Annotated in this window: 16 protein-coding genes and 1 pseudogene; 7 read left to right on the plus strand and 10 right to left on the minus strand. The window is 52.4% G+C overall.

Annotated features, from left to right (window positions below; all coding sequences use genetic code 11):
• Positions 1-287: 287 nt before the first annotated feature.
• The 5 genes and pseudogenes from ACP99_RS14850 to ACP99_RS19465 all read right to left on the minus strand — a co-directional run bounded on the left by ACP99_RS14850 (position 288) and on the right by ACP99_RS19465 (position 8,116).
• Complete coding sequence (locus ACP99_RS14850) at positions 288-1,670, minus strand: hypothetical protein (RefSeq protein WP_231554306.1); 1,383 nt, start codon at positions 1,668-1,670, stop codon at positions 288-290.
• Between the two features lie 713 nt (positions 1,671-2,383).
• Positions 2,384-3,143 (minus strand): annotated as a pseudogene (locus tag ACP99_RS21015) (IS5/IS1182 family transposase); the annotation flags it as partial.
• Between the two features lie 219 nt (positions 3,144-3,362).
• The gene (locus ACP99_RS14860; RefSeq protein WP_197052481.1) at positions 3,363-3,920 is read right to left on the minus strand and encodes an acyltransferase; all 558 of its coding nucleotides are present in this window, start codon (positions 3,918-3,920) and stop codon (positions 3,363-3,365) included.
• Positions 3,921-3,976: 56 nt separating this feature from the next.
• Positions 3,977-5,359, minus strand: a complete 1,383-nt coding sequence (locus ACP99_RS20615; RefSeq protein ID WP_197052482.1) for a hypothetical protein — start codon at positions 5,357-5,359, stop codon at positions 3,977-3,979.
• 879 nt (positions 5,360-6,238) lie between these two features.
• Positions 6,239-8,116 carry a Rieske 2Fe-2S domain-containing protein gene (locus ACP99_RS19465; RefSeq protein WP_081927504.1) on the minus strand — a complete coding sequence of 626 codons (1,878 nt, stop codon included), beginning with the start codon at positions 8,114-8,116 and terminating at the stop codon, positions 6,239-6,241.
• A gap of 1,005 nt (positions 8,117-9,121) precedes the next feature.
• Here ACP99_RS19465 and ACP99_RS14870 point away from each other — a divergent pair.
• The 5 genes from ACP99_RS14870 (at position 9,122) to ACP99_RS14890 (ending at position 14,184) form a co-directional block, all read left to right on the plus strand.
• A complete protein-coding gene (locus tag ACP99_RS14870; RefSeq protein WP_049987389.1) occupies positions 9,122-9,607 on the plus strand; it encodes a metal-dependent hydrolase in 486 nt (161 codons plus the stop codon).
• 418 nt (positions 9,608-10,025) lie between these two features.
• Positions 10,026-11,189, plus strand: coding sequence for a sugar phosphate nucleotidyltransferase (locus ACP99_RS14875; RefSeq protein ID WP_049987351.1), 1,164 nt, complete (start codon positions 10,026-10,028; stop codon positions 11,187-11,189).
• Positions 11,190-11,192: 3 nt separating this feature from the next.
• Positions 11,193-12,995: a glutamine--fructose-6-phosphate transaminase (isomerizing) gene (glmS, locus tag ACP99_RS14880; protein WP_049987352.1), complete on the plus strand. Its 1,803-nt coding sequence runs from the start codon at positions 11,193-11,195 to the stop codon at positions 12,993-12,995.
• Positions 12,996-13,405: 410 nt separating this feature from the next.
• Positions 13,406-13,723, plus strand: a complete 318-nt coding sequence (locus ACP99_RS14885) for a toxin-antitoxin system TumE family protein (RefSeq protein WP_049987353.1) — start codon at positions 13,406-13,408, stop codon at positions 13,721-13,723.
• 38 nt (positions 13,724-13,761) lie between these two features.
• Positions 13,762-14,184, plus strand: a complete 423-nt coding sequence (locus tag ACP99_RS14890; RefSeq protein ID WP_049987354.1) for an HVO_A0114 family putative DNA-binding protein — start codon at positions 13,762-13,764, stop codon at positions 14,182-14,184.
• A 145-nt stretch (positions 14,185-14,329) separates the two neighbouring features.
• Here the strand turns inward: ACP99_RS14890 and ACP99_RS14895 are convergent, their stop codons facing one another.
• Positions 14,330-14,671, minus strand: coding sequence for a hypothetical protein (locus tag ACP99_RS14895; RefSeq protein WP_156105756.1), 342 nt, complete (start codon positions 14,669-14,671; stop codon positions 14,330-14,332).
• A gap of 107 nt (positions 14,672-14,778) precedes the next feature.
• Positions 14,779-16,974 carry a hypothetical protein gene (locus tag ACP99_RS14900; RefSeq protein WP_156105757.1) on the minus strand — a complete coding sequence of 732 codons (2,196 nt, stop codon included), beginning with the start codon at positions 16,972-16,974 and terminating at the stop codon, positions 14,779-14,781.
• Positions 16,975-17,762: 788 nt separating this feature from the next.
• Here ACP99_RS14900 and tnpA point away from each other — a divergent pair.
• On the plus strand, positions 17,763-18,152 hold the full coding sequence (tnpA, locus tag ACP99_RS14905) for an IS200/IS605 family transposase (protein ID WP_049987357.1): 390 nt from the start codon (positions 17,763-17,765) through the stop codon (positions 18,150-18,152).
• Complete coding sequence (locus ACP99_RS14910) at positions 18,149-19,387, plus strand: RNA-guided endonuclease InsQ/TnpB family protein (protein WP_049987358.1); 1,239 nt, start codon at positions 18,149-18,151, stop codon at positions 19,385-19,387. The genes tnpA and ACP99_RS14910 overlap by 4 nt, the downstream gene beginning before the upstream one ends.
• Positions 19,388-19,455: 68 nt before the next feature.
• Here the strand turns inward: ACP99_RS14910 and ACP99_RS14915 are convergent, their stop codons facing one another.
• The 3 genes from ACP99_RS14915 to ACP99_RS20620 form a co-directional block, all read right to left on the minus strand.
• Positions 19,456-19,926 (minus strand): type II toxin-antitoxin system VapC family toxin, encoded by a 471-nt coding sequence (locus ACP99_RS14915; RefSeq protein WP_049987359.1) that lies wholly within the window; start codon positions 19,924-19,926, stop codon positions 19,456-19,458.
• On the minus strand, positions 19,919-20,203 hold the full coding sequence (locus ACP99_RS14920) for an AbrB/MazE/SpoVT family DNA-binding domain-containing protein (RefSeq protein WP_049987360.1): 285 nt from the start codon (positions 20,201-20,203) through the stop codon (positions 19,919-19,921). The genes ACP99_RS14915 and ACP99_RS14920 overlap by 8 nt, the downstream gene beginning before the upstream one ends.
• Before the next feature lie 2,028 nt (positions 20,204-22,231).
• The gene (locus tag ACP99_RS20620; RefSeq protein WP_197052483.1) at positions 22,232-22,378 is read right to left on the minus strand and encodes a hypothetical protein; all 147 of its coding nucleotides are present in this window, start codon (positions 22,376-22,378) and stop codon (positions 22,232-22,234) included.
• Between the last annotated feature and the right edge of the window lie 283 nt (positions 22,379-22,661).

Below are 22,661 nucleotides of genomic sequence, written 5' to 3' on the forward strand. Positions count from 1 at the left end.
TCTCTATGCAATATTCGGTCTCTTCGACTTCACCCTTCTAAACTGGTGATCTCGTGAGATAAGATCGCTATTCACTACATCAGATGCGACCACAATTTGATCGCTGAGATGAGAACCGGGTTGAAATCTCGAGGATGGGTTAGCAGGTACCGTCTAACACTAGCTGTAGGCTTTTTTATATACTACTCTGTCTATGAATAGATGTAACCGTTCGCCATCAATCCGATGTATATCCGTCCTAGTAAATCGATTGCTTTCTCACCGCTGTGTCCCACGAATCAAGACCTTCATCGCTTTACTCGCTGTGTGTCACGAATTCGAACCAACTCCTCGAGAATATTCGCAACTGAATCCGACTTGAAAAACCGCTCGTGATCAAATTGGTTCGTGGCGCTCGACCCCAACTGTCTGGCCAGCTCGTCAATGTCCCTGACCATCGAAGCTGTCCCATCTTCCACGAGGGGCTGGAGCACGTCTGCGTCGTCCGCCTCGAACACGAACGTCTGGAGATCGAAACAGAGCCCTTCGTACACCGCCGTCGATCCGACGCCGATCTGTGCGCTCGATTCCGCGAAGAGCCGGTAGAGTGGCGGCTCGGACTCGTCGATTATCTGTATATCTGACTCTACAAGCCAAGGATATTCAATCTCCCACCGATCGTACTCGCCCGGATGCAGTTTGTAGACAACCTCGTGATCGACCCTATCGTCTTCGTGAACCTTCAAGGCGAACTGCGAGAGTTCGCGACCGATCGTTCCCTGTGAAATGAACAGGAGCTGTTCAGACGGTTCTATATCGTCGTATCTGTCAAGTTGCTCTTCAAGATACGGGTAGCCGACAGGGATTATGCGGTCGTCGGGAATCGGAAACCGAGTGTTCTCGTTCCAGAACGCGCCAAACGTGAGGAGGTAATCGGGAAACGTTGTCTTGATCTTGTCGTCTGGATAGGAGTATCCGAAGTGGTGATCGTGGATTACGCCGTGCTGGAGTTCGACGACTGGAATTTCCTTTCGTTTACAGGCCTCGATGAGCGTTTTATTTTCATATGAGACGAGGACGACCACCACCTCTGGATTAACTCGTTCCAATAGTCGTTCGTACCATGGAAGCGTTATGTTCCGGATATGGAGTGCTTCTCGAGCTTCTAAGACGATATCGACCTCGACGTCGAAGCGTCGCCGAATCTCCGCTTCGACATCTCGAAGTTGGGAGATGATGTCGTCGGGGAGCGATGGAGAGCGAAGACCGAGTTTCTGTTGGAGAGTTCCTCCATATTTTATGAGTTCAAGATAGCGGAGGTTTTCCGTCTTGGCAGGAATCCGGTGGGACAGGAGGTATGGCATCTCCAAGTGGATGTAGTCGAGTTTGCCCTGTTCGTGGATCGGATCGCAGTAGATATCCCACCAATATCCGTCCTCCTCGAGTTTTCTGCGTTGATGACCAATAAAGAGGAAGTTATGTTCGCCAGTGAAATACGGATTTCTGTGAATGATGTTTTTCAGCCATAATCCGAAGCCGTGGACGTAGTCTTTCAATTTGTCTTTCTGTGTGTGTGCTTGGCCGCGGCCTTTTTTTTGGGCGATCTCTCGGAATACGCTGATGCGTATTCGTTCCCAGAGGAATGTCTGATTGATCTGTACTGAAAATAGGTCTAGTTCTTTTTCAAGCAACTCGAATTTATATTTAATATTCATATGACCACTTACATTTACTAGTTGGTATCCGAGGGAAATTGTGCTCTTTTATGTTTTTCATAGTTTTCTATGTCTCGTTTGTGAATACCTCTGTGGGATGAATTCCTGCGATCGATTCCTTCGAGACATCACGAGGTAATGTTGAGCTGGTCTGAAGAATAACCTTATCTTTGATTCTAACTCTAGGAAGAGTTATCACACGTAATTCTATCCAGAAGTCATTATAAATTGTAGTATCACACTCTAGACGTATGTTACTGCAGGAATGGTCCTGCCCATAGTCATATTGTAACTTTGAGCCATTATGGATCAGCCGTTTCTGAATTTAACCCGTTAGAAAGAATACTCCGAACATCGGAAAATGGTCTTGTGTTTCCATATATTACAAGTGCTTTTACTTATCAAAATTTAATTACTTATTGGATGACATTTTATCTTAGAAATTGACGACAGCTTCGTCCGCTGAAAATTCAGCATAGTTTTGAAAATCCTTTTTTACGCCGTCGCAAGGGTCATCACCCTCGATGAATAGTACATTAACCCCGTTTCCGGAAATGCTCTGTTAGTCTCATTGATCACATCTGAGGATCTGGATAGCTCTTGACAAGGATCATTTTGTTTCGGTCAACAAAATGCTTTCGCAGTTTTTCACGCTCTAAATGATAAATATCAACGTTCACTACGTCACAGTTGAAATTCCGACACCAAAGATATAGTTTTCTACCCCTCGCCGTACCAATCTCCAACCACGACTGCGCTCGTACAGCGAAGCAGAGTGAGCGCTTCACAACCAAATTCAAAGTTCGGTCATAGAGGAATGATTATAGAGGGTATCGTCGATTCTGACGTTGTGCGTGTGGTCGTACGGAGGAAGACACGGCGGTTGATCAGTGGTCTGATCCTGAAGTCTCGTAATCTTTTACGAAGAGATTGCTTGTCATAGCCGTTATTGACGGCGAAAGATCACATCGCCCGCATTTTAGTGGTCGATCTACTCGGCAAGATCAGCGTCGCTTTTTCCCGATGAGTTGATCGAGCTTCTGAACACGGTAGCTGAATCGCTGGCAGTAGTGGTGTGATCGCTGCCAAGCGTTCGTAGAACGTGATGTCGATTGCGCCGTGCTCAGGAAGATCGTACAGCTGCGCCGACTGACGCGGCAGCACTCGACAGACGCTCATACTGATTCGGTCGAACGCCTTAGACGACTGGACGGCGACAATGATAGGCGGCTGAAGCCAATCCCCTCGGTTATTTCCAGTATCTGTTTGAGCAGGTCAATCGTCATCTAATAAGATGTGTGGAGAAACCCGGAGACTATGGAGAGAAACGAGGGCGTAGTCGGTGGATCTGCTGCCCCGGAAGGCGGAGGATTTGCCTCGATCGCCAGTAACTCTTTGAGCAACCGGCACAAATTCGCCGAGTAAGCAGGATATTTGGGTCGTATACAACTGAAGTCTCTCGCATCAACTCCATTGATTTAGCGATATTCAGCTGCTGTATTCGATTCGACATACTACTGAGTGTTAGCCGGCACTGAGCAACTGCCCGCTAGTCAATATAATAGGCTGACCCACAACCGACCTACAGTAGAAAGCCGGACTATGTTATAGTTGTTAAACTGTAATCTAACTCTACTTCGAGTTATATTTGATATACCCCTCATAATATTAGTGGAAACTCCCTTCCGATTTTAGTTTGTTGTAATGTTCCATATCCCGGTACCGAATTATTTCAGCCGGATTTCCACCTACGATCGCGCCCTTAGGAACATCAGAAACGACTGTAGCACCTGCTTGGATAATTGCCCCTTCCTCAACCTTCACACCAGGAATTACAGTTACTTCGGCGCCAAACCATACATTGTCCCCGATATGTACATCTTTATTTATGTAAGTATTGCCATACGGAATTGCATCTCCCCGATCAAAATTATGATTTTGTGCAATTATCCGGCACGAAGGGCCTGAATGGAAATTGTCTCCGATTGTAACTTTACCACCCCCAGAGATGTTCATTCCGTTAAAATGGACATTGCTCCCAATATGTGTGTTTGATGATACGTAGCTTTTATGATTCACCATTAGACCATCTTTTACCTCCTCTGCGGTTAGCTTAATTAGAGTGGTGTAGTATAGTTTGATAGCCTTCCTTCGTTTGTTCATAATTGCATTATACACATATTTTATGAATGTTATAATAACAGTCCGAATTTCTTGACTCTTCATAACCATATCTTATTGTATCCCTTATATTCAAATTTGGCATAGTTCTAGGTATTTAATCATAGAGTGTTATGGTATGTGGTGATCGTGTCCTTTCCATTAGTATAAATACTAGATTGTGATCTTACTGGAATCGACTCCTTGGGAAACGGACCTCGAATCGTCACTTCGGCATCGTTATACTGAAGCAATATTAGGTTACTTTCTGTGTATATGTATTCCCTAGATATGTGTAAACCACTTCTCATATTTACCACAAGCTCTCCAGACTGATATTCTAGCCTCTGTGCAGAGGCATTTAGTCCATACTTTCGTTCAAATATGGGTATAATTCGGTTATCGCCATACAGTACCCTTGAATTGGCATATCTCACCACAAAGTCAATCATCTGTTCTTCTGACTGTTCTATGGTGAACCTTTCATCGGTTGGTGCATTGGATAGGGGACCATCAGGTGCACCTCGATCGGTACCCCCCATTACTGTTATATATGGGATGAGAATTAAAATTAACACAGCAATTCCGATATTTGATTTACTACTCTTGGAAATTATACCTGTATATAATATGCTTACACCAAGTCCACCTGGGATAACCAAAACAACGTACAAAAACGGAAGCCACCTTGTAGATATAAACAGATCTGCATCAACTAAAGGAGCTACAAACGTGAATCCAGATAATACGGCGATCGGAATGCCAGTTCCAAGGGCAATTAGCGTCGATTGGTGATTATTGCCTCTGAGTAAGGTCACGGATCCAGTAGTTGCTAACGCAAATAGTACAGCTGTGCCAAATACAGTAATAATGGAATGCGATGGAGCCCCAGTCACGGCGAAGCCCAGTTCCGAAATATCTAGTGCAATTTCGGGTCTTTTGGCGGAATCTACTAGTAAAGTGGTGTAGATGCGGTTCACAGCGAATTCAAAGAATGTTCTAGAGGAATTGGGTCCAAGATATTTCATCGTACTAAAGTATGTTATATATAATATATATAAAGATAAACATACATATGCAGACTTCATTACAATTTTAGTTGTGGAAAATTTCCACATACTTACGGCAACACCCAAAAATATACACAGTGTAGATATCACAACGATAAATGGTGTAATCTGATGCGCTAATAAGATAGCAATGAATGATATTCCCAATATTGGCAAGTACTTACTAAGACCGGAAGTGAAGTATGCTGACAATGAATATAAGAAAATAATAAACAATAGTAACCCCATCAGGGTTGGTTGGGGCTGAACGCCATAAAATATAAATTCGCTTGAAGTCAGCAACAGTGTCACAGCCAAACCAGCAGATACCTTATCAACCCACAATTTCGACACCGAGTACAAAAGGAGGGAGGCTAATATCACAGTAACGGGTAAATAATATATGAGTAGAGAATTATGAACGGTGACATTTAGAATGTTGCTGACCGAGGCCATATTGACGTAGTGTAAAGGTGTATACCAGTATCTGTTTGTTAGTAGTATTTCAGTAGAGATAGTCCCACTATTCAATACAGATTGAGTGACTCTTTGGTGCCAAAAAATGTCATTTCCTATGAGGAATTCGCTCGAATAAATTATCTGACTGTAATGCGAAATTGATGTTACTGAGGATAAGATGATACCAAACAGTGGGTGATATGTTATTGTAATAATTCCCGGGATAATATACACCCCAGCCGTCAGTATGTGTATGAGGAATCCCCTTGATAATCCGTTTATGTAGTAAATATTTATGATACATATGTGGATAAGTATATATAATGTAACCAAGCATTTTAATCTAAAACGCGAAATCCTAAGTTCACCTATTATATCCCTCGAATTAAGACCCCGATCTGGCTCATTATATACCAATACATATGATGATAGAATGCCGACCAATATTGCACTGGGGATTGTAAGAGTATATGGATTTGTGATATAAAAAGATAGTATAATCCCAGTGACTGATACAGCCAGTATTGTTAATATAAATAAATTATCAATTCTTGAGCTAGAAGGCTTGGGCTTTTTATTAAATATTCTAGTTGAATTATTTTTCATAGTGTAGAATATTGTTCAGACAGGTTGTATGGTAACGACTTACCAGTTAACGGCGCTATGATTTGCATACCATATTAATTTTTGCTTAGTGAAGCGCGAGTTTAACTATTGCTTGAAGACGTTGTAACATTAGTGTGAATATTTTAGTAATATAGTAGGGGTGAACACAAAAGGATTACTAGATGATTCCATACGAAGACAAACGCTTGGAGCTAATTTTCGACGGTGTTTGCTTCGGCGGTGCTGAAACAATTTGATAACTGTTTGGTATTAATAGCTAACAATATGTGAATTTGACACTCTCGCTTCCAATTCATCAACGAGTTGTTGGGCTTGGTCAGGATTTAGACCATGGATTCGAGCAGCCTCGATGATGTCTTCTCCAATTCCCTGCGGGCAACCGGCACAGTGCAGGCCATATGTTGCGAGAATATCTTGAATATCTTCTTTTTCCACTAAGTCAGCTATCGTCGTGCCTGTGAGTTCAGTCTCAATATCGTATCGATCAGCGATACGCATAGTGTCATTACGTGCTTCCCAAGGTGCGTGTAGAAGACGCCAAAACTCAAGGTTGTACTCATCGGGATGACGGTCAAAATCACACCAATATCCGATATGTATATCATCCCACGATCGGTCATTTCGGACTACATACTGCACCAGTTCGACTGGACACGACATACTGACGTGGTTTTCTGCCTCAAATTCTCCAATTGAGACAGGTCCATCAGTTATCAGATATTCAACATCACCATTGGTAATATGAATTATTGAGTTTAGATTCTTGTCCTCACCAGTTAGTGAGAGGGTTAGTGCGAAATCTTCAATTTTAGACACTAATTCGGAATCATTTAACGATTCGAAGTATGCTTCCAGCTCATTATGTGTCAAATCAATCGATTTATTCACAACGGGTTCCTGCGATTCAAAGGTGTTTTGAAGGTACTGTTCTTTGAATTCCTCGTCAAAGAACTGTTCTCGGTTCGGTCGCCGGTCAACCCTGTCATTTTGGCCATACCAAACTTCTCCCGGTAGGAGATCTAGGACAGTCACTTTGTGGTCATCAAGATATTCCACAACGTCGGATGGTCGGTTCTTTTCCATCAGATCCCGATACCGATTATGCTTGGGTTGAATGAGCTCAAAGAATTTGGCAAAGGGAAGGAAATAGTCGGCATCAAACATATCTACCAGCTGTTCACACTGTCGGAGGCACTGTTCATTTCGCTCCTTAATCATCTGCTTCTTATGTTCTACATCAAGGTGACTCCACGTAATTGGATATCCTGACGCACCAAAAGCAAATCCAGCAGCTATTAGATCGGCGTCTGGAATCGCTCTATTAACTTTCCAGTTGACTCCTGCGTCATTAAAATTTAGAATCTTGAACCCGCCACAATTCAGTGCGAGAATGCTGTCGTTCCATGTTGAATTCGATTTGAAACAGACGGCTTCCACATCATCTGCAAGTTCATACGGCGTGTCCGTCGGTAAGCTATGGACGTTCTCAAAACCTATATCGTGGAGTCGGGTAGACAAACGCCTATAATTAAGCTCAGGGACATAAATCGGTGTCTCATTATGGAAGTGGTCAAGAGTTCGAGGGTGGAGATGATCTGGATGCTCGTGAGTAATCCAAATGGCGTCTGTTTCTGATGTTACAGCGGTGATATCACAAGTAGGGGGAGGGTATTGAGTCCAAGAGTCAAGAAACGCTGGACCATCAAGCCAAGGGTCAGTTACGAGTCTGAATCCGTTGTATTCTATTGATAATGTAGCGTGTGATAGTAGATTGATTCTTGGGGGTAGAGATTTATCATTCGATACGTTGAAATCTAATGTTGCGTCTACTTGAGGAAGGTCAGCATAGAGGTGACCATCTTGATGATTCAAATCATAAGTAGATAATGACTCGTTTGGGACTGTCGTCGAGTCTCCTGTCTCAGGATCGAACTCCCACTGATGTCGTGGACAACGAAGACACTCTTCATTGGCCACTTCAACAACACTTCCTTGGTGGGGACACTCTGATGAGAAAATAATTGGATCACCATCGGGGTTCCGACTGATAATATATTCTCGTCCACTAATCTTCACAGACTGCGGTAAGTTCTTAAGAAGCGAATCCGGTCCGATACGAGTGCTCATTCTTGGATGGAGCAAAGAATTCAGTTACAATTATTCTTTGGGAAGTCTCCAAAGCCGTGAACGACGTAGGCATAGTTCACGGTCCATCTGACCTCAAACCAGTTAGGGATCTGCGGACGGTTTTCATATGTCATATAAACCGGCCGAAATAGAGACTGAATTACTCGGCGGTGACTACTAAAATGAATGACCAAATTCAAATCTGAATTTGAGAATTCAGGACCATTTACCGAGGACTGTAAAGCGCTTCGGTCAGCCTTGATCGGACGATATTCGGCAGCAGACTCCGGACAAACGATCACAACGACTCACCACACAGTTTCTCTACCCCATAGATGATGTTGTGATAAGATGGACAGCGTTCTCTCATCAGTACATAATTTCTCTGATAGAATTGTGTCATAACGTTGCTAACCAACTAATAGCGTGAAACTCGAAGCAGGAACACAATGGAGAGGAGACAGTGGCTTCGATTCCTCACACTAGGTATTCTCGTTGTCGGGTTACTCGGTGTTTGCATTGGGTTCGGCGCGCTGGAGCCGAATCCGAGCGAGGGCCGGTACCCTGACGTGGCGATGGTTGGCGAGCACCCCGACCAAGTGCTACACCAAGACGTGATGGTCACAGGGACAGTGGTGAACACTGCGCCGGGTCGTCTTACCGTTCCGTATACGACCGTTTCGAATGGGGACGTTCTCGATCGAACGATCACGATCACCCTTCGTGACCTCCCACAGTCAATTCGGGAGGGTGACCGGGTCCAAGTGTTCGGAACCCTCACTGACGATCGGACCGTTCGCGTCACTCGAATGGTGACGGTACCATCGCGAAATATCGGTTATATGTACGCAATATCCTTCCTCGCTGGACTCTGGACGCTGTCACGAATCGTCCGACACTGGCGATTCGATCGAGCCCAACAGGCGCTAATCCCTCGAACTTCCCCGCTCAGACTCCGAGACCGACTGAACCACGTGCGCAATGGACGCGAGATGGAGGACCGGGATGCCTGACCTGTTGACCCACGCGTTGCTCGGCTATGCGGTCGGACTCGTGCTCTCGTGGCGATACGCGTGGCTTGATGCTCGCTATGTGACTGTCGTGATGACGGGGACGTTCGTTCCGGATCTCGCGAAAATCGCGCTCGTGGTTCCGGGCGAAGCCATAACCGCTCTGTGGGCAGTGCCATTCAGTTGGAGCGGGCTCCATACTGCGGGTGGGGCGTTTTTGGCAGTACTCATCGGTGTCTTCATCGTCGACATCCCGTATCGGCGACGCGTCGGCGGGCTACTCGGGCTCGGTGCGGCAACACACCTAGTCGCTGATGCCGCTTTGCTCAAAGCGTCGGGACATTCTTATCCTTTGTTGTGGCCGGTGTCGACAGTCGCCCCGCGAACCCCTGGGCTATACTTGAGCACCGACGTGTGGCCAGCTGTCGTCGCAGTTGTCATCGTCCTTGGACTGACACTCGTCGATCACCGCTGGATGTAAGCTGCAGATCGCTATCTGCCCCACTGTTCGCGGATGTCGAGTCGCAACACGTACAGGACGAGGGTTAAGACGACAGCTGACGAAGAGCAGACTCGGGAGCCGTTGCTCCACTACGAAAACGATCACCAACAGCGGAAGCACGGCGACGATGAAATGCTCCAACGGAAGCATAGCCGATATCGTCGACGCCGACTAATGAAAGTGGACGCCTCGGGGAATGCAGTTATCGGCACCGGTAACGCTTCACACGCGATCGACGTCCCTGTAGACAGAGGTATGTGACCGTGAGGAAGTGAATCGCAGCTGTCGGGATGGCGAAGACCTCGAAATCGTTACGATGTCATTCTCATCACCGTGACTCCGTCGGAGTGCCCCGGTGACCCAAGAGCTATGCATCCCGCCCGAGTTCGACTCAGCAATGAAAGCTGTCGTGCTGGCGGCCGGCAAGGGCAGACGGTTGTGGCCACTTACAGAGAATCGCCCGAAGCCGATGATTCCCGTCGCGAATCGCCCAATTTTAGAACACGTCATCGACGCACTCGACGGCGCAGCCGTCGACGAAGTCATTCTCGTCGTCGGATCGAACCGCGAACGGATTCAAAATTACTTCCAGGACGGCCAAGACTGGGAGCTCGACATCTCGTATGTGGTCCAAGAGCAACAACTCGGGACGGGGCACGCGTTGCTTCAAGCAGAAGCACAGATCGGCGATTCCTTCATTGCGATGAATGGTGATCGGATCATTGACGCGGCGCTTATCGAGCGCGTCTGGGACCGTCATCAAGAAACCGGCGACCCCGTCTTGAGCGTCACGCGGGTTGAGGAGCCGAGCCGCTACGGCGTCGTCGAACTCGACGGTGAGATGGTCTCGAGTCTCGAAGAGAAACCACTTCCACAGCTTACGACGTCTGAATATATCAACACCGGCGTGTACGCGTTCGAGCCCGACATCTTCGCGGCGATTCGACAGACCGAAGGAACGGGCGAACAGGCACTCACCGATACACTCACTAGATACATCGACGACCAGCGACTCCGTGCAGTCACCTACCGTGGGATGTGGCTCGACGTCTCCGAGCCGTGGGATCTACTCGAAATGAACGACTCGCTGATCGCTTATGAGGGTCCATCGGGAACTGACCCTGCGAGAGTCGACGACTCTGCGGTCGTCGCAGAGGCCGCAATTGTGGGCGAGGGCGTCTCTGTTCATCCGCAGGCAGCTGTCCTCCGCGGCGTCACACTCGGGGACAACGTCAGCGTCGGGCCGGGCGTCGTGTTAGAAAATGCAGTAATTTTATCTGACGTGACACTAAAGGCTGGAGCAGTAGTGACAGACTGTATCGTCGGCGCCAACACCACTATTGGACCCAACACCACCGTCGAAGGCGGCAGTACAGACGTCGTCCTCAACGAGAGGGTATATCACGACGTCACCTTCGGGGGACTGCTGGGTGATAATGTCGACGTCGGTGGCAACGTCACCATCACGCCGGGATCCATCGTCGGCAACGATGCACACATCGGGAGTGCAGCGTTGGTATCGGGGCGCATCGACGACAGTACGCACGTCGAACGGGGCTAACGTATGTGTGGAATTACTGGTTATATTGGTACTGAACCGGCCGGTCGCATCGTCCATCAAGGACTCAAAAACCTCGAATACAGAGGCTACGACTCTGCAGGGATTGCGCTGGCCGGCGAGACAGTATCGGTCTATAAGACCGAAGGCGAGGTGGACGAACTGCCAGTTCCCGCCCAAAACGACGTCGCCTGCGGAATCGGCCATACCCGCTGGAGTACCCACGGGGAACCGACCGAGACGAACGCCCATCCGCATACCGACTGCTCGGGTGACGTCGCGGTCGTCCACAATGGGATCATTGAAAACTACGAAGAACTGAAAGCTGCTCTCCGCGACCAACACATCTTCAAAAGTGACACCGACACCGAGGTCATCCCCCATCTCATCGAAAATCACCTCGCCGATGACGTCTCACTGCTCACGGCCGTCCAGCGAACGACTGCCCAACTCGAGGGGAGCTTCGCGATCGCGGTGACTGCTGCCGGTCACGACGGCGTCGTCGTCGCACGAGAGGACAGCCCACTGCTGGTCGGCCACGGCGAGAACGCGACATTCATCGGAAGCGACGCAACCGCGTTCATCGAGCACACAGATCAAGTAACCTACCTTGAATCTGGGGACATTGCTCGGCTGACACGCGAGGACATCGAGATCTACAACGCCGGCGAACCGGTTACGCGAGAAATCGAAACCCTCGAGTGGGACGCCGAAGCGGCCGGCAAGAGCGGCTATGAGCATTATATGCTCAAGGAGATACACGAACAGCCACGGGCGCTCCGGCAGGCGATCTCCGGGCGCATCGACGAACTCGCCACGAGCGTCGATCTCGATATCGACCTTCCAGCGGAATATCTGCGCTCGATCGAAGAAATCCAGATCGTAGCGTGCGGGACGTCGTATCACGCCGGCTTGTATGCGAAGGAACTCCTCGAAGCACACGCCGGCGTTCGCGTGACGGTGCATATCGCAAGCGAGTATGAGTTCGGTGGGGATCGTGATCCGTGGCGTACGATGGTCGTTGCGATCACCCAAAGTGGCGAGACTGCCGATACGCTCTCTGCCCTGCGGAACGCAAAGCGCGCCGGGGCGCGAACGCTCGCCGTGACGAACACGTTAGGAAGTACGGTGACGCGGGATGCGGACGATACGGTGTTTATTCGTGCCGGGCCCGAAATTGGGGTCGCCGCGACGAAAACGTTTGTCTCCCAAGTGGCGACAGCGACGCTGCTGACTGTGCATCTGGGACAAGTCCGTCAATCCATTACGTCCCAAACGACGACAGAACTACTCGAAAGCTTGCGTGATCTTCCAGGGGCTGTCCAACAAATTCTCGATCGGGAAGCTACGATCAAGGACGCGGCCGAGACGTACGCCGATAGTGAGTCCTTCTTTTATATTGGTCGGCAGGCAGGGTATCCCGTAGCGCTCGAAAGCGCGCTCAAACTCAAAGAGATCTCGTATGATCACGCCGAAGGCTTTGCTGCTGGTGAATTAAAGCACGGGCCATTGGCGCTCGTCACCCCTGAGACGCCCGTTATTGCACTTCTCACGAACGCGAGCGCCGCCGAGAAGACGCTGAATAATGTTAATGAGGTCGAATCCCGTGGGGCGCCCGTCATCGGGGTAACGAGTGATCCGGCAGCGACGAGTCACGTCGACACGACGTTTGACATTCCCGAGTGTGGGCCACTCGAGCCCGTCGTCGCGAACGTCGCTCTTCAACTGTTCGCATACTACGTAGCCGATGCGAAAGATCGGGCAATCGATAAACCACGGAATCTCGCGAAAAGCGTGACAGTCGAGTGACGGTTATATGTAGGTGTTCTTGAGGACGAGCCTCTCACCACGGCAGCATATTGGAGCTGGTTTTCTCAGTGGTGGCCACTTGACATCCTCCCGCGCCTGAAGACGCGGGAATCCCACGGTATCGCACCGGCGATTTGGGATAATGTGGTTTACGACGTGACCTGTTCTTGAGGTGCGAACGCACCAGTTTCATTGTCAAACAGGAACGTCGAAGGCTGTGCCAACCAGCCGTTACTCCTATTCACCGACAGATTCGGTGAATTTCGTTCCGTATACCTCCTCTACACCTGAAGCACGAGACGGTTATCGTCGAACCGATTGTCTGAATTCTGCGAGCGAGCGAAGTGTAACAGGAAATCGAAACTCTCCGCTGGTATTATGACGTTGGGCGTTGACCCAACACGTAAGGGATGGCCCAAAAGCCTGTCTTCCAGTACACCCACGTTGAGGCCGGTCTCGTCGAGAACGTTGTGCTCCGAGCGACTGAGACCACCGAGACCTACCCATCGGGCTGGAAGTACACGCTTCATTTGGGAACCCTCGAGGACCTAACTCTCATCCGCTACGACAACGCTCACGAAGACACGAAAGGCCACGAACTCCACACCGCTGCCGGTGGGATCGATGACGTCGATTTCTCGGGGATGGAGGAGTTGCTCGTGGATTTCTGGGCGAGCGCAGACGAGTACTGGGACGCCGCTGGCGGCGAACCACCACGGCCCTACTAACGCACACCAACCAACATCACGACCACCTCAACGCGACTATGACCACACTCCACATCACCGTCGGCGATCGAGAACAGCTCCGTGAGGACGCACTACAGTTCGTCCAGGCCGCCGAGGACGGCGGTCTCGACGAACAGGAGAGGAAGGTGACGCTGCAGTTCGGGAGCTACGACGATCTCGTTGAAAGTCTCACACCGCTGCGCTTGGAACTCATCCAAGCGATTGCCGAGCACGGCCCCGAGAGTATGCGGGAGGCCGCCCGCCTCGTGGATCGTGATATCTCCGACGTCCACTCGGATCTGAAACAACTAGAGGTGCTCGGCATCCTCGAACTCGAAGCGGGCGGGTCCGGTGGCGCGATGCAGCCTGTCGTCCCGTTTGACCGGATCGAGATGCACATCGATTACCCACTCGTCGAAGGCGTCGACATCGATGGCGACAGTGCGCCGGCGAGCGCATAGAATCGCTCCTACATGGGTATGTCAGTCAACTGCTTTCGCGTGCGGTAGGCGCTCTCGGATGCCTTTGAGCTGCTCGAACAATGTGTATACAGTCGTTCTCACGGACTTCCTCTACGGCAATCGAGAGCGCCCTGCGTGATCACGCTCACGCTGTTTCGATCGGCGCTTCGAGATCGACGAATACACACGCGTACTCATCGGACCACTCAGCTTCATACTGGATCGTCTGCTCCGGAAGAAGACCCCACGAACGCAACATGCGCTTACAACTGAATCGACCGCCACTTCGCTCTCGCTGGAACCGATACGCATAGACGAGTTCCTCTGGAGCGAACTGCTCGAATGAGAGACCGGCCTCCGCAGCCGTTATTCGACCTGTCTGTGAAACCGGGGTGAGGATGAGCGCCTGTATTGCGTCGGCCCACAGCAAAACCACACCCGCCTGTGGGTCGCTCGTTTCGACGCCGGTATCGAAGTGCTGGCTCACAACCGGCTCATTCGGCCGAACCGTTCCGTCCGGAGCGATCGAAACGCGGTCGTCGGTGACCTGTCTGTGTGAGCGCATCGGCGTGGAATCGATGTGGATCTCGGTCGTTACTCGTCGGCGTCCGGATCTGGATTGTCTCCCGATTCGGGTTCACCCGGCGTCTCGTTCAGCGCCATCGCACGATCCTCCAGCCCGTAGATCAGCGGCTCTTTGAGCACGTCTGCGGGCTCGACGTCGAATTCCTCGGGGAACTGCGGTGTGGTCTCCAGCCCCGGCGTTGTGGGCGCGATGAGTCCCCGATCATACCGGAACGTGAGATTATCATAGAACTTTTCTTTGCCGGTGTCCGTCGAATTCGCCCGCCGGGTCGTATAATCCTGTCTGTGTTCCCCGTAGATGTTCTTTGCGGGCGGGCCGAAGGAACTCAGCGAGCCGATCCACTGCCGGATGAAGGGCCGACACTCATCTTCCCAGATGCGTTCGCCCTGTTTCGAGATCGTAAAGGTGCTAAAGGCGTCTTCGTGGCTTCGCTCGTGGCGTTCGGTCGCCTGTGGGCTGTCCCATTTCGCCGTGATTTCGTGGTGGACGAGCTGGTGGTCCGCATCATCATACGAGTAGATCGAATCGACGAACTGCAGGTGTGCGAGATCTACCGGGCGATGCGGTGCTTTGAGTTTGGTTCGCGTGAGGTCATCGGCGCTCGCATACGTGTGGAGTCGCGCTCCATCGGCGGCTTCGACAACATACGTTTTCTCGCCGGCCTCTTCGATCGTATAGAGTCGCGGAAGATTGAACTCGAACTCGCTAAGGGGTGCCGTGGCCGGCCCCCGCGCTAACACCTCCCCGTCGTGACGGAGGACATACTCGTTATCCCACGTGAGCCACCAGCGTGCTTCTGAGATACCCTCCGGGAGCAACAGCGTCGCCCCATCGACGGTGATCGTGCTCGTGGTGTTATGTACTAGCGTCTCCGTCTCGCCGAGCTGTTTCATCGGCTTTGCGAGTTTGTTGACCGCCCAGTTGACGGCAGTCGTCGCAGACTTGGGCGTCCCATCGTCGTCGAGACCCGGATCCATCACGACGATCGTCTGATAGCCCCACATCGCCTGCCGCGTCACGTTCGTAAAGAGATTCGCCGCTTTCGATTTCGTGGATGACTCGACTTCGACCGCGAGGATCTCACCTGAGGGCGTTTGAATCCATAGATCCGGACGTGACTCGGTGTTTTCTCTGGGAATATAGACGTTACAGCCCTGTTCGCGGAACGTCCGGGCGGCGATTTTGATGATCCCCCAGTGGCGGGCTGTCCCGTCGTTGGCCGTACTCCGCGTCGCGGTCGCGATGGCATCGTCCTCCTCGGGATCGGAATCGATCGAGACCTCCAGCGGTTTGGGTTCGAGATACTCCGGCTGCTGTGTGAGCGTCTCGAGATCCATGACGGTTTTGCCGGGAACTCGTTGCCACATATCCACAGTCGGCTGGACACCTCCGAGGCCGACGAAATGGCCGAGATCGCGTTCACGAAGCATCAGACTCGTGTACGCACAGGTGTGATCATAGAGGTCGTCGGCCCCATACCGTCCGCGCAGGAGTTCGATATATTCCTGGTTGCCCGAGAGCAGCGGCCGAATCTCCTCGAGTGTCTCCACCGGCGCATCTCCCCGCACGAGCAGCTGGCCGTCCCACGGGCTGATGCCGACCGTCTCGCGGAAGACCGAAATATTCGAGGCGACACCCAACTCCGAGAAGACATCGGTCGGATCGTGCGGATGGCCATCTTCGACGAGGCGTTTGAGATCGGCAGTTGTCGTAAGCTGATAGTCCGGATCGAACAGTGCGATCCGGACGACGACCTGATACTCGTATGCTTCCGGCAGTTTCGTTGGTTGGCGTCGGATATGACAGTAATACAGGAAGGGTTCGTTCCGAAACTCCTCGAGGAATGCCAGTACATCCGCGTTCGAAACGTTCTCACGCGGGGCGACGGTCTGTTTGTTTTCCATAACGAGCCGGAACGTCGTCACGGGCTCGGTGCCGAACCCACCGAAGGAAAACGTCCCAACCGTCGGTGACAGCGAGTCCGGCAGGTGTTCTTCGAGTGCCTTGACAGTCGTTTTCAGCGGTTCCGAAAGCCACTCGCCGTCGGCACTGACGTCGTTCAGCCCCGCTTGTTGCTCTTCGAGCAGTTTCGGCGAATGCGGATGAAGGCCGACGATAACCCCCTCCGGGTGGTTATACATAAAATATCCCAGGTGGTCGATCGGTAACTGGCTGCTGTAGAGGTCTCGGATGGCCAGTGTCATTCGATTCGGGCCTGTCGTGAGTCGATCAGCCATTGACGCGTCGACGTCGACGAAGGCTACGTTATCGCGGTCGAACCGTGTCGATGTCTGTCGCCTGATGGGCAGTTGCAGTCGATCCGTGGGTGTGGATGAGGGGTGGATTGACATCTGTCAGGTGTGGGTGTGGGTGTGTGGATGTGGTTCGTGCCGTCTATTGGTGAGAGCGTGAACCGCCGGTCGTTGTTCGGGTCTCCGTGTTTCCTCGAAGCGGTGGGGAACCAATGCTCCTGAGGAGACACCGTGTGTCCACTACGAGCAGAGTTGTCCCGCTGATATCGCAGCGGTGCGATCGTGCTCAGCTGTGGATTGAGCGGCGTGCGCATCCTATGGCATCGGAATCACCATCTTGCCGGTCGCCGCTTGCAGGCGTAAATGCTGCCGCGCTGGCGACTTCCAAACGTTTCGAGGCAAACACACAGGTTACACCACCGACGCGAGGCGAGTGACCACCCTTTGCGCGGAGAGTGACAGCAACTACACGAGGTGACTACGACCAACTACACAGGAACGTTCCCACCCGCGACGCAAGGTGACTGACGTACATTGCGCAAGATATTTCCACCAACTACGCGGGCTAACACGGAGAACCCAACTCAGAACGATTGATAAAGATACGAGCGCATACCCCCGTCTTTAGGCGGGGGTCAAGCGGACAATAGCCGACACACCCACCGACGACGCGATGGCTGGATTTCCTACCGTTCTATCAGTAGTATTAATACGTCAGCAGACTATAGTGTGTGATACGGATGAAGACCACACGGCATACGACCTACAACCTCAACTACCACATAGTGTGGTTGCCGAAGTACCGCAACTCGGTACTCGTCAACGAGGTCGCTGACCGTGTGCGGACCATCCTCCACGAAATCGCCGACAACAAGGGCGTCGAAATTCTTGACCTCACCGTCCAGTCTGATCACGTTCACCTGTTCGTCAGTAGTCCACCCAAGAACGAACCGGCACTCCTCGCCAACTGGTTCAAGGGTATCTCCTCGCGCAAGTACAACCACCGATACGCCGACTACGATGGTGAGAAAATCGGATGGGCGCGAGGGTATTACGCAGGAACCGCTGGACACGTTTCCAGCGAGACTGTCGAGAACTACATCCAGCAACACAAGGAGGGCGATTCGTGACCGAACTCACGAAGACGCTCGAACTCAAGCTTGTGGACCCGAACGCCCACAAGCGGCGGAAACTCCGAGAGACACGAAAGGCATACCGGCACGCCCTCCAAGACGCCTTCAACCAGAACTGTACCACACAGACCGAAGCGAACGACGTGGTGGTCACCTACAATCTGAGCGGGTACGCGAAGAACGCGCTCAAGAAGTACGTCCCGCAACTCACGACGACCTACAATGCGGGCGACCTACACGACGACCACCCTGTTCGGTTCACCAACGAGGGGCTACGGCTCGACCACAAGCCCGAGAACGCTATCGAGTGGTACGTCAAGATCCCGCATCACGAGGACTACCACCTCTGGCTGCCAGCACAGCCGAATCCCGAACAACGAGACTGGCTCGAAGCGGTGAACGCTGGCGACGCGGAGATGGGAGAGAGTCGGTTGTTCGAGCGAGAGGGGACGTGGTTCCTCCACGTCACCGCTACTCGCGAGGTAAAGAAACGCTCCGGGGCGTCTGCCGAGAAACGGACACCTATCGGAGTGGACATCGGGGAAGCGTCACTCGTCACGGTGTGTCACCGCGACGACCACGGTTCTCCGACAACGCCCCAACTGTGGGCCGACGAGGGCAAGACTGTCCGTCGGCTCCGCAAGACCTACTTCACCGCCAAGCGCCGACTCCAGACGCGCGGAAGCGAGCGTATCGCGGAGTCCTTCGGTGACGACCTGTGGAACCAGATCGACGACGTGTTCCACCGGGTCACCCGCGAGGTCGTGGAGTACGCCGAATCCGTCGAGAACCCCGTTCTTGTTCTGGAAGACTTGACCTACATACGGGAGTCAATGGACTACGGCGAGTATATGAACCGACGCCTCCACGGATGGGGATTCGCCAAACTCAACGCACAGATACGCTACAAGGCCGTCGAGAAGGGAATCCCCATTGAGACGGTGAACCCGTGCAACACATCGAAGGAGTGCCACGCGTGCGGTGAAATAGGATACCGTTCACAGCAGGCGACGTTCAAGTGTACGAACGACACTTGCTGGATGGGTGAGTACCAAGCGGACGTGAACGGGGCGATAAACATCGCAGACCGCTACCTCAGCGGAGAGAGCTATTCAAGAGAACACACGGATGGCGATGACTCGGCTGAGGACGGGGGGCGTTTGACCGCCCCACAAGACACCCACGCCGATGCTGAGACCCAGCAAGAGACGCGTGGAACGTATGCGTCTTGAAACCAGAGGGCCACGCTCGGCCTGAAATCCCATGGTGGGATTCCCGCGTCTTCAGGCGCGGGAGGAGGTCAACAGCTGTCCAAGAACTCGTTCAGCTCTTGGAATTGCTCCGCAGAGAGAATGATCTCGGTGTCGAACGCATCGAATCGCTCGAAGTCGTCGTCGATCGTCAATACGGTGTTCACCCCTTCGGTGATCGCTATCTGTGCGTAGTAGCCATCCCATCCGCCGACGTTGACCTCGCTTGCCTGCGAGAATCCATCCCGAACGACATCCTGAGAGACGTCGTCGCACCAGTGGATCCGCTGGGCATCCAAGAAGTTCTGGAGGAGTCGAGAGACCTCCGCACTCGAACGCCCATAGTACGTCGTGAGGACGTTGTGGGCGCCGATCACAGCCGGGTAGGGGACGACGGCGTCGATGTCGCCCGCGATCCCGGCTTTGACGTACTCGAGTGCAGCGTCGCGAACGGGCGCATCCGTGTGGGCGAGGGCGATTACGCCAACGTCGAACAGATACGGGCCCTCCGTCTCAGGCATCTGATTCCTGCTCTGCGCCGCGACGAACAGCGTCTCTGTGCTTCTGGGCGACTGGATCGACGTCGGCGTCTAGTGGCCTCGTCTCCCTACTCGCCGGCGACGTCTCGTCGATGAGTGCTTCCATCCGTTCGATAATTGCTTCGGGGTTGTCCTCCGGCTTGACGACGGCCTTCCCATCTTCTTCGTGTACCTCCACCTCAGTCCCAGGCTCAATCCCGAGCCGTTCCCGAACGCGCTGCGGGAGCACAATCCGCCCCTTCGAGTCTACTTTAGCCATATTCCCACGTAGAGTGGGAATTAGTATAACTGCTTTGCTCGGATTGACCCCCTCCTCCGCGTAAACGGAGGAATCCCACCACGGGAATCAGGCCGTGTCGCAGACGACCACCTTGATGCCGATCTCAAGGGCTGTGAGCCAGTAGTGAGGGTGCACCCCACGGTGATGCCCCTACTGAGAGGCACTCATCTGGATGCCGGGCACTCCTCGAATAATCGCCAGACGGAAGCAGGTTACAGGGAGGAATTCGCGACTGAATATAATACTAATATGGGGATCCAACGGGAATGACTAACAGACAGACACAACCCGGGACGGAGCCACGCACAAGCATCGTCTCCTCGGGGAAACAGTGTCACCTACCAGGGGGACACACAGTGGAGGATGTTCGAACAGATCGTACGGGATATACGTCGTGTCTTTCCAGGTAGAGACCCAAGTTTGGTAGGAAGAGACTCGAAGATTGGTGGGGGGAACTGGGTGGCAACCGCCGCCTCGAATGGGGGGCGAGCAGGTGGCAATCGGGGGTGGACGGAGGAGTACTCTCTGAGAAAAACACTATTCTTCGACCAGGTCGTTCCCATCGGAGGATTGTTTTCCGTGGTGTCGATCTACCGGCGGAACAGGCCGAGTGCCTCGGGGCTTGACCCCGAGGCGGTTCACGGAAGGACTGTTGCGATCGGAACGAGAGTGTCTGTTCGAAGGGGTGGTGTCTCTCGAACAGTTTACGACGGAGTATACCAGTGCCACCACCGGTCGTGTCGGATCAAAAGAGTGGCACCTCTCGAATCGAGTGGTGACTCTCAGCAGCATTGTTGAGAGAGAAGTATCCCTCTCAAGGAGCGTACGCTTGGGGGATGAGTCATCCAGAGGAGAGAGAAGATAGCGTGATCGTGGATGTCGTAGTAATCCCCACTCGAAGCGTTGCTGTTGTGACACCCTCTCCGTTCGGAGTGGAGAATCGTTGCTGTTGCGGCGCGACGTCGCTGTTCAAGAGTATTTCTCTCAAATTCGTCCGAAACAAGTGCTGCAAAGAGTGCGGGGCGGTTTCGCTGTCGAGGATGCAGTAAGTAGACGGACAGTACAAGAACAACAGGTGTTCTCTCTAGGGTTTTCTGTTCGGTGGCGACGTCTGTTCTCTGGGTGTTGACACGAGAAAGCACAGCAAGTGAGTTGCTCAAAGGAAGAAATATCTCCGGCAAGTTCGCGTGTCCTGTCCGAAAAGCTGTCGTGATAACTGGGGGCGGTTTGTGGGATCTGCTTGGTGGAACTCTTCCGGTCAGCGGTGGATCATCTCAGTGTGGAACAGCCATTCTGCAGTCCTGGATTAGCGAGGAGTCTTGAGTGTGAGAGTTCCGGAACGCCCATCCAGTGGTCCAGATACGGACAACGAAACAGTGACTCATCGATAGAACTCATCAAGAACACCTGCTGTCGAGTTGCAACTAGCCCCTACGTGAATGGGAGTTGAGCTACTGTCGTTTGTCTAATACGTGTACTCTTGGAGAGTGGCCCGACGAGAGTGCATCATCGTCTGTGTGTATTCGTTCCCGTCTTGGGGACCCCTCAATCTGTGGAGTGAGCGGACGCCCATATCCAATGAGGGACAGTTCCGCAGAGGGAGTCTCGCCATCGCTGTCGATTCCGGTTGCTCGGTGTATTCCACGTATCGATCCGCGTGTGCAGTTTCCGTACAGTCGGCATCTGGATGGATGTCGATGTACTGTCTCCAGCGGGGAGGGGTACTTCTCTGGGTGATGGATGTCTGTTTCTCTCCCTCTCGGGTCCCTCCTGACCGGTATCTCACACACTCGTCCCCCACTGGGATCCCCATATTGATTATTATATCAGTCGTTGCGTTTGACCTGTAACCAGCTTCTGTATTGCGGTTTTCTGGATCGCTGCCCCATACTGGTTGAGCGTGCATCGAACCGTGGGTCACACCGTGCCTGTCACCGCGACACTCGCTGTGAATATGAGCTGAAACCACTATCGAGACGTTTCTGAGTTGCTCTAGATTGATTTCTATCACCCCAAGAAAGTGGAGGTCACTTCGGAGGTGGCCCCACAGAAAATGACGAACTCGCAGACGAATTCCGAGCAACCCTCGGAGACGACACGGTGTATCGAACCACAGAGCACTGCAACCACCGCCCAGCCGATGACGACGAACACACCTCGTGAGCACATCATCGAATTCGGGGGCGCCCGTTCGCGTCGTCGACTCCGGTTCGTCCCCCGAGAAACGGCCGGCTGGTGGCGAATCGAGGAAGTTTGGGGCGATACCGGCTGGAACACGTGCGATCGGACCCTCATCGCCGACTTCGAACAGTGGTCTCGACCTGTCCAACCCGACACGCCCCGGTGAGACCTTCCGTATTGTGAGACTCGACTACAGAGATTCAAGGAGAAAGCCCACGACTTTAGTCGTGGGATGAATCCGACCATACACGACACG

It is taken from the genome of Halobellus rufus (assembly GCF_000739575.1).
GTDB classification, from domain to species: Archaea; Halobacteriota; Halobacteria; order Halobacteriales; family Haloferacaceae; genus Haloquadratum; species Haloquadratum rufum.

Excerpts from the sequence above, each read along its gene's own strand:
- ACP99_RS14885 (WP_049987353.1), top strand. The coding sequence starts at position 13,406 with ATGGCCCAAAAGCCTGTCTTCCAGTACACCCACGTTGAGGCCGGTCTC.
- glmS (WP_049987352.1), top strand. The coding sequence starts at position 11,193 with ATGTGTGGAATTACTGGTTATATTGGTACTGAACCGGCCGGTCGCATC.
- ACP99_RS14920 (WP_049987360.1), bottom strand. The coding sequence starts at position 20,203 with ATGGCTAAAGTAGACTCGAAGGGGCGGATTGTGCTCCCGCAGCGCGTT.
- ACP99_RS14900 (WP_156105757.1), bottom strand. The coding sequence starts at position 16,974 with ATGACACTGGCCATCCGAGACCTCTACAGCAGCCAGTTACCGATCGAC.
- ACP99_RS14915 (WP_049987359.1), bottom strand. The coding sequence starts at position 19,926 with ATGCCTGAGACGGAGGGCCCGTATCTGTTCGACGTTGGCGTAATCGCC.
- ACP99_RS20615 (WP_197052482.1), bottom strand. The coding sequence starts at position 5,359 with ATGGCCTCGGTCAGCAACATTCTAAATGTCACCGTTCATAATTCTCTA.
- ACP99_RS14890 (WP_049987354.1), top strand. The coding sequence starts at position 13,762 with ATGACCACACTCCACATCACCGTCGGCGATCGAGAACAGCTCCGTGAG.
- ACP99_RS19465 (WP_081927504.1), bottom strand. The coding sequence starts at position 8,116 with ATGAGCACTCGTATCGGACCGGATTCGCTTCTTAAGAACTTACCGCAG.
- tnpA (WP_049987357.1), top strand. The coding sequence starts at position 17,763 with ATGAAGACCACACGGCATACGACCTACAACCTCAACTACCACATAGTG.
- ACP99_RS14860 (WP_197052481.1), bottom strand. The coding sequence starts at position 3,920 with ATGAAGAGTCAAGAAATTCGGACTGTTATTATAACATTCATAAAATAT.
- ACP99_RS14870 (WP_049987389.1), top strand. The coding sequence starts at position 9,122 with ATGCCTGACCTGTTGACCCACGCGTTGCTCGGCTATGCGGTCGGACTC.
- ACP99_RS14875 (WP_049987351.1), top strand. The coding sequence starts at position 10,026 with ATGAAAGCTGTCGTGCTGGCGGCCGGCAAGGGCAGACGGTTGTGGCCA.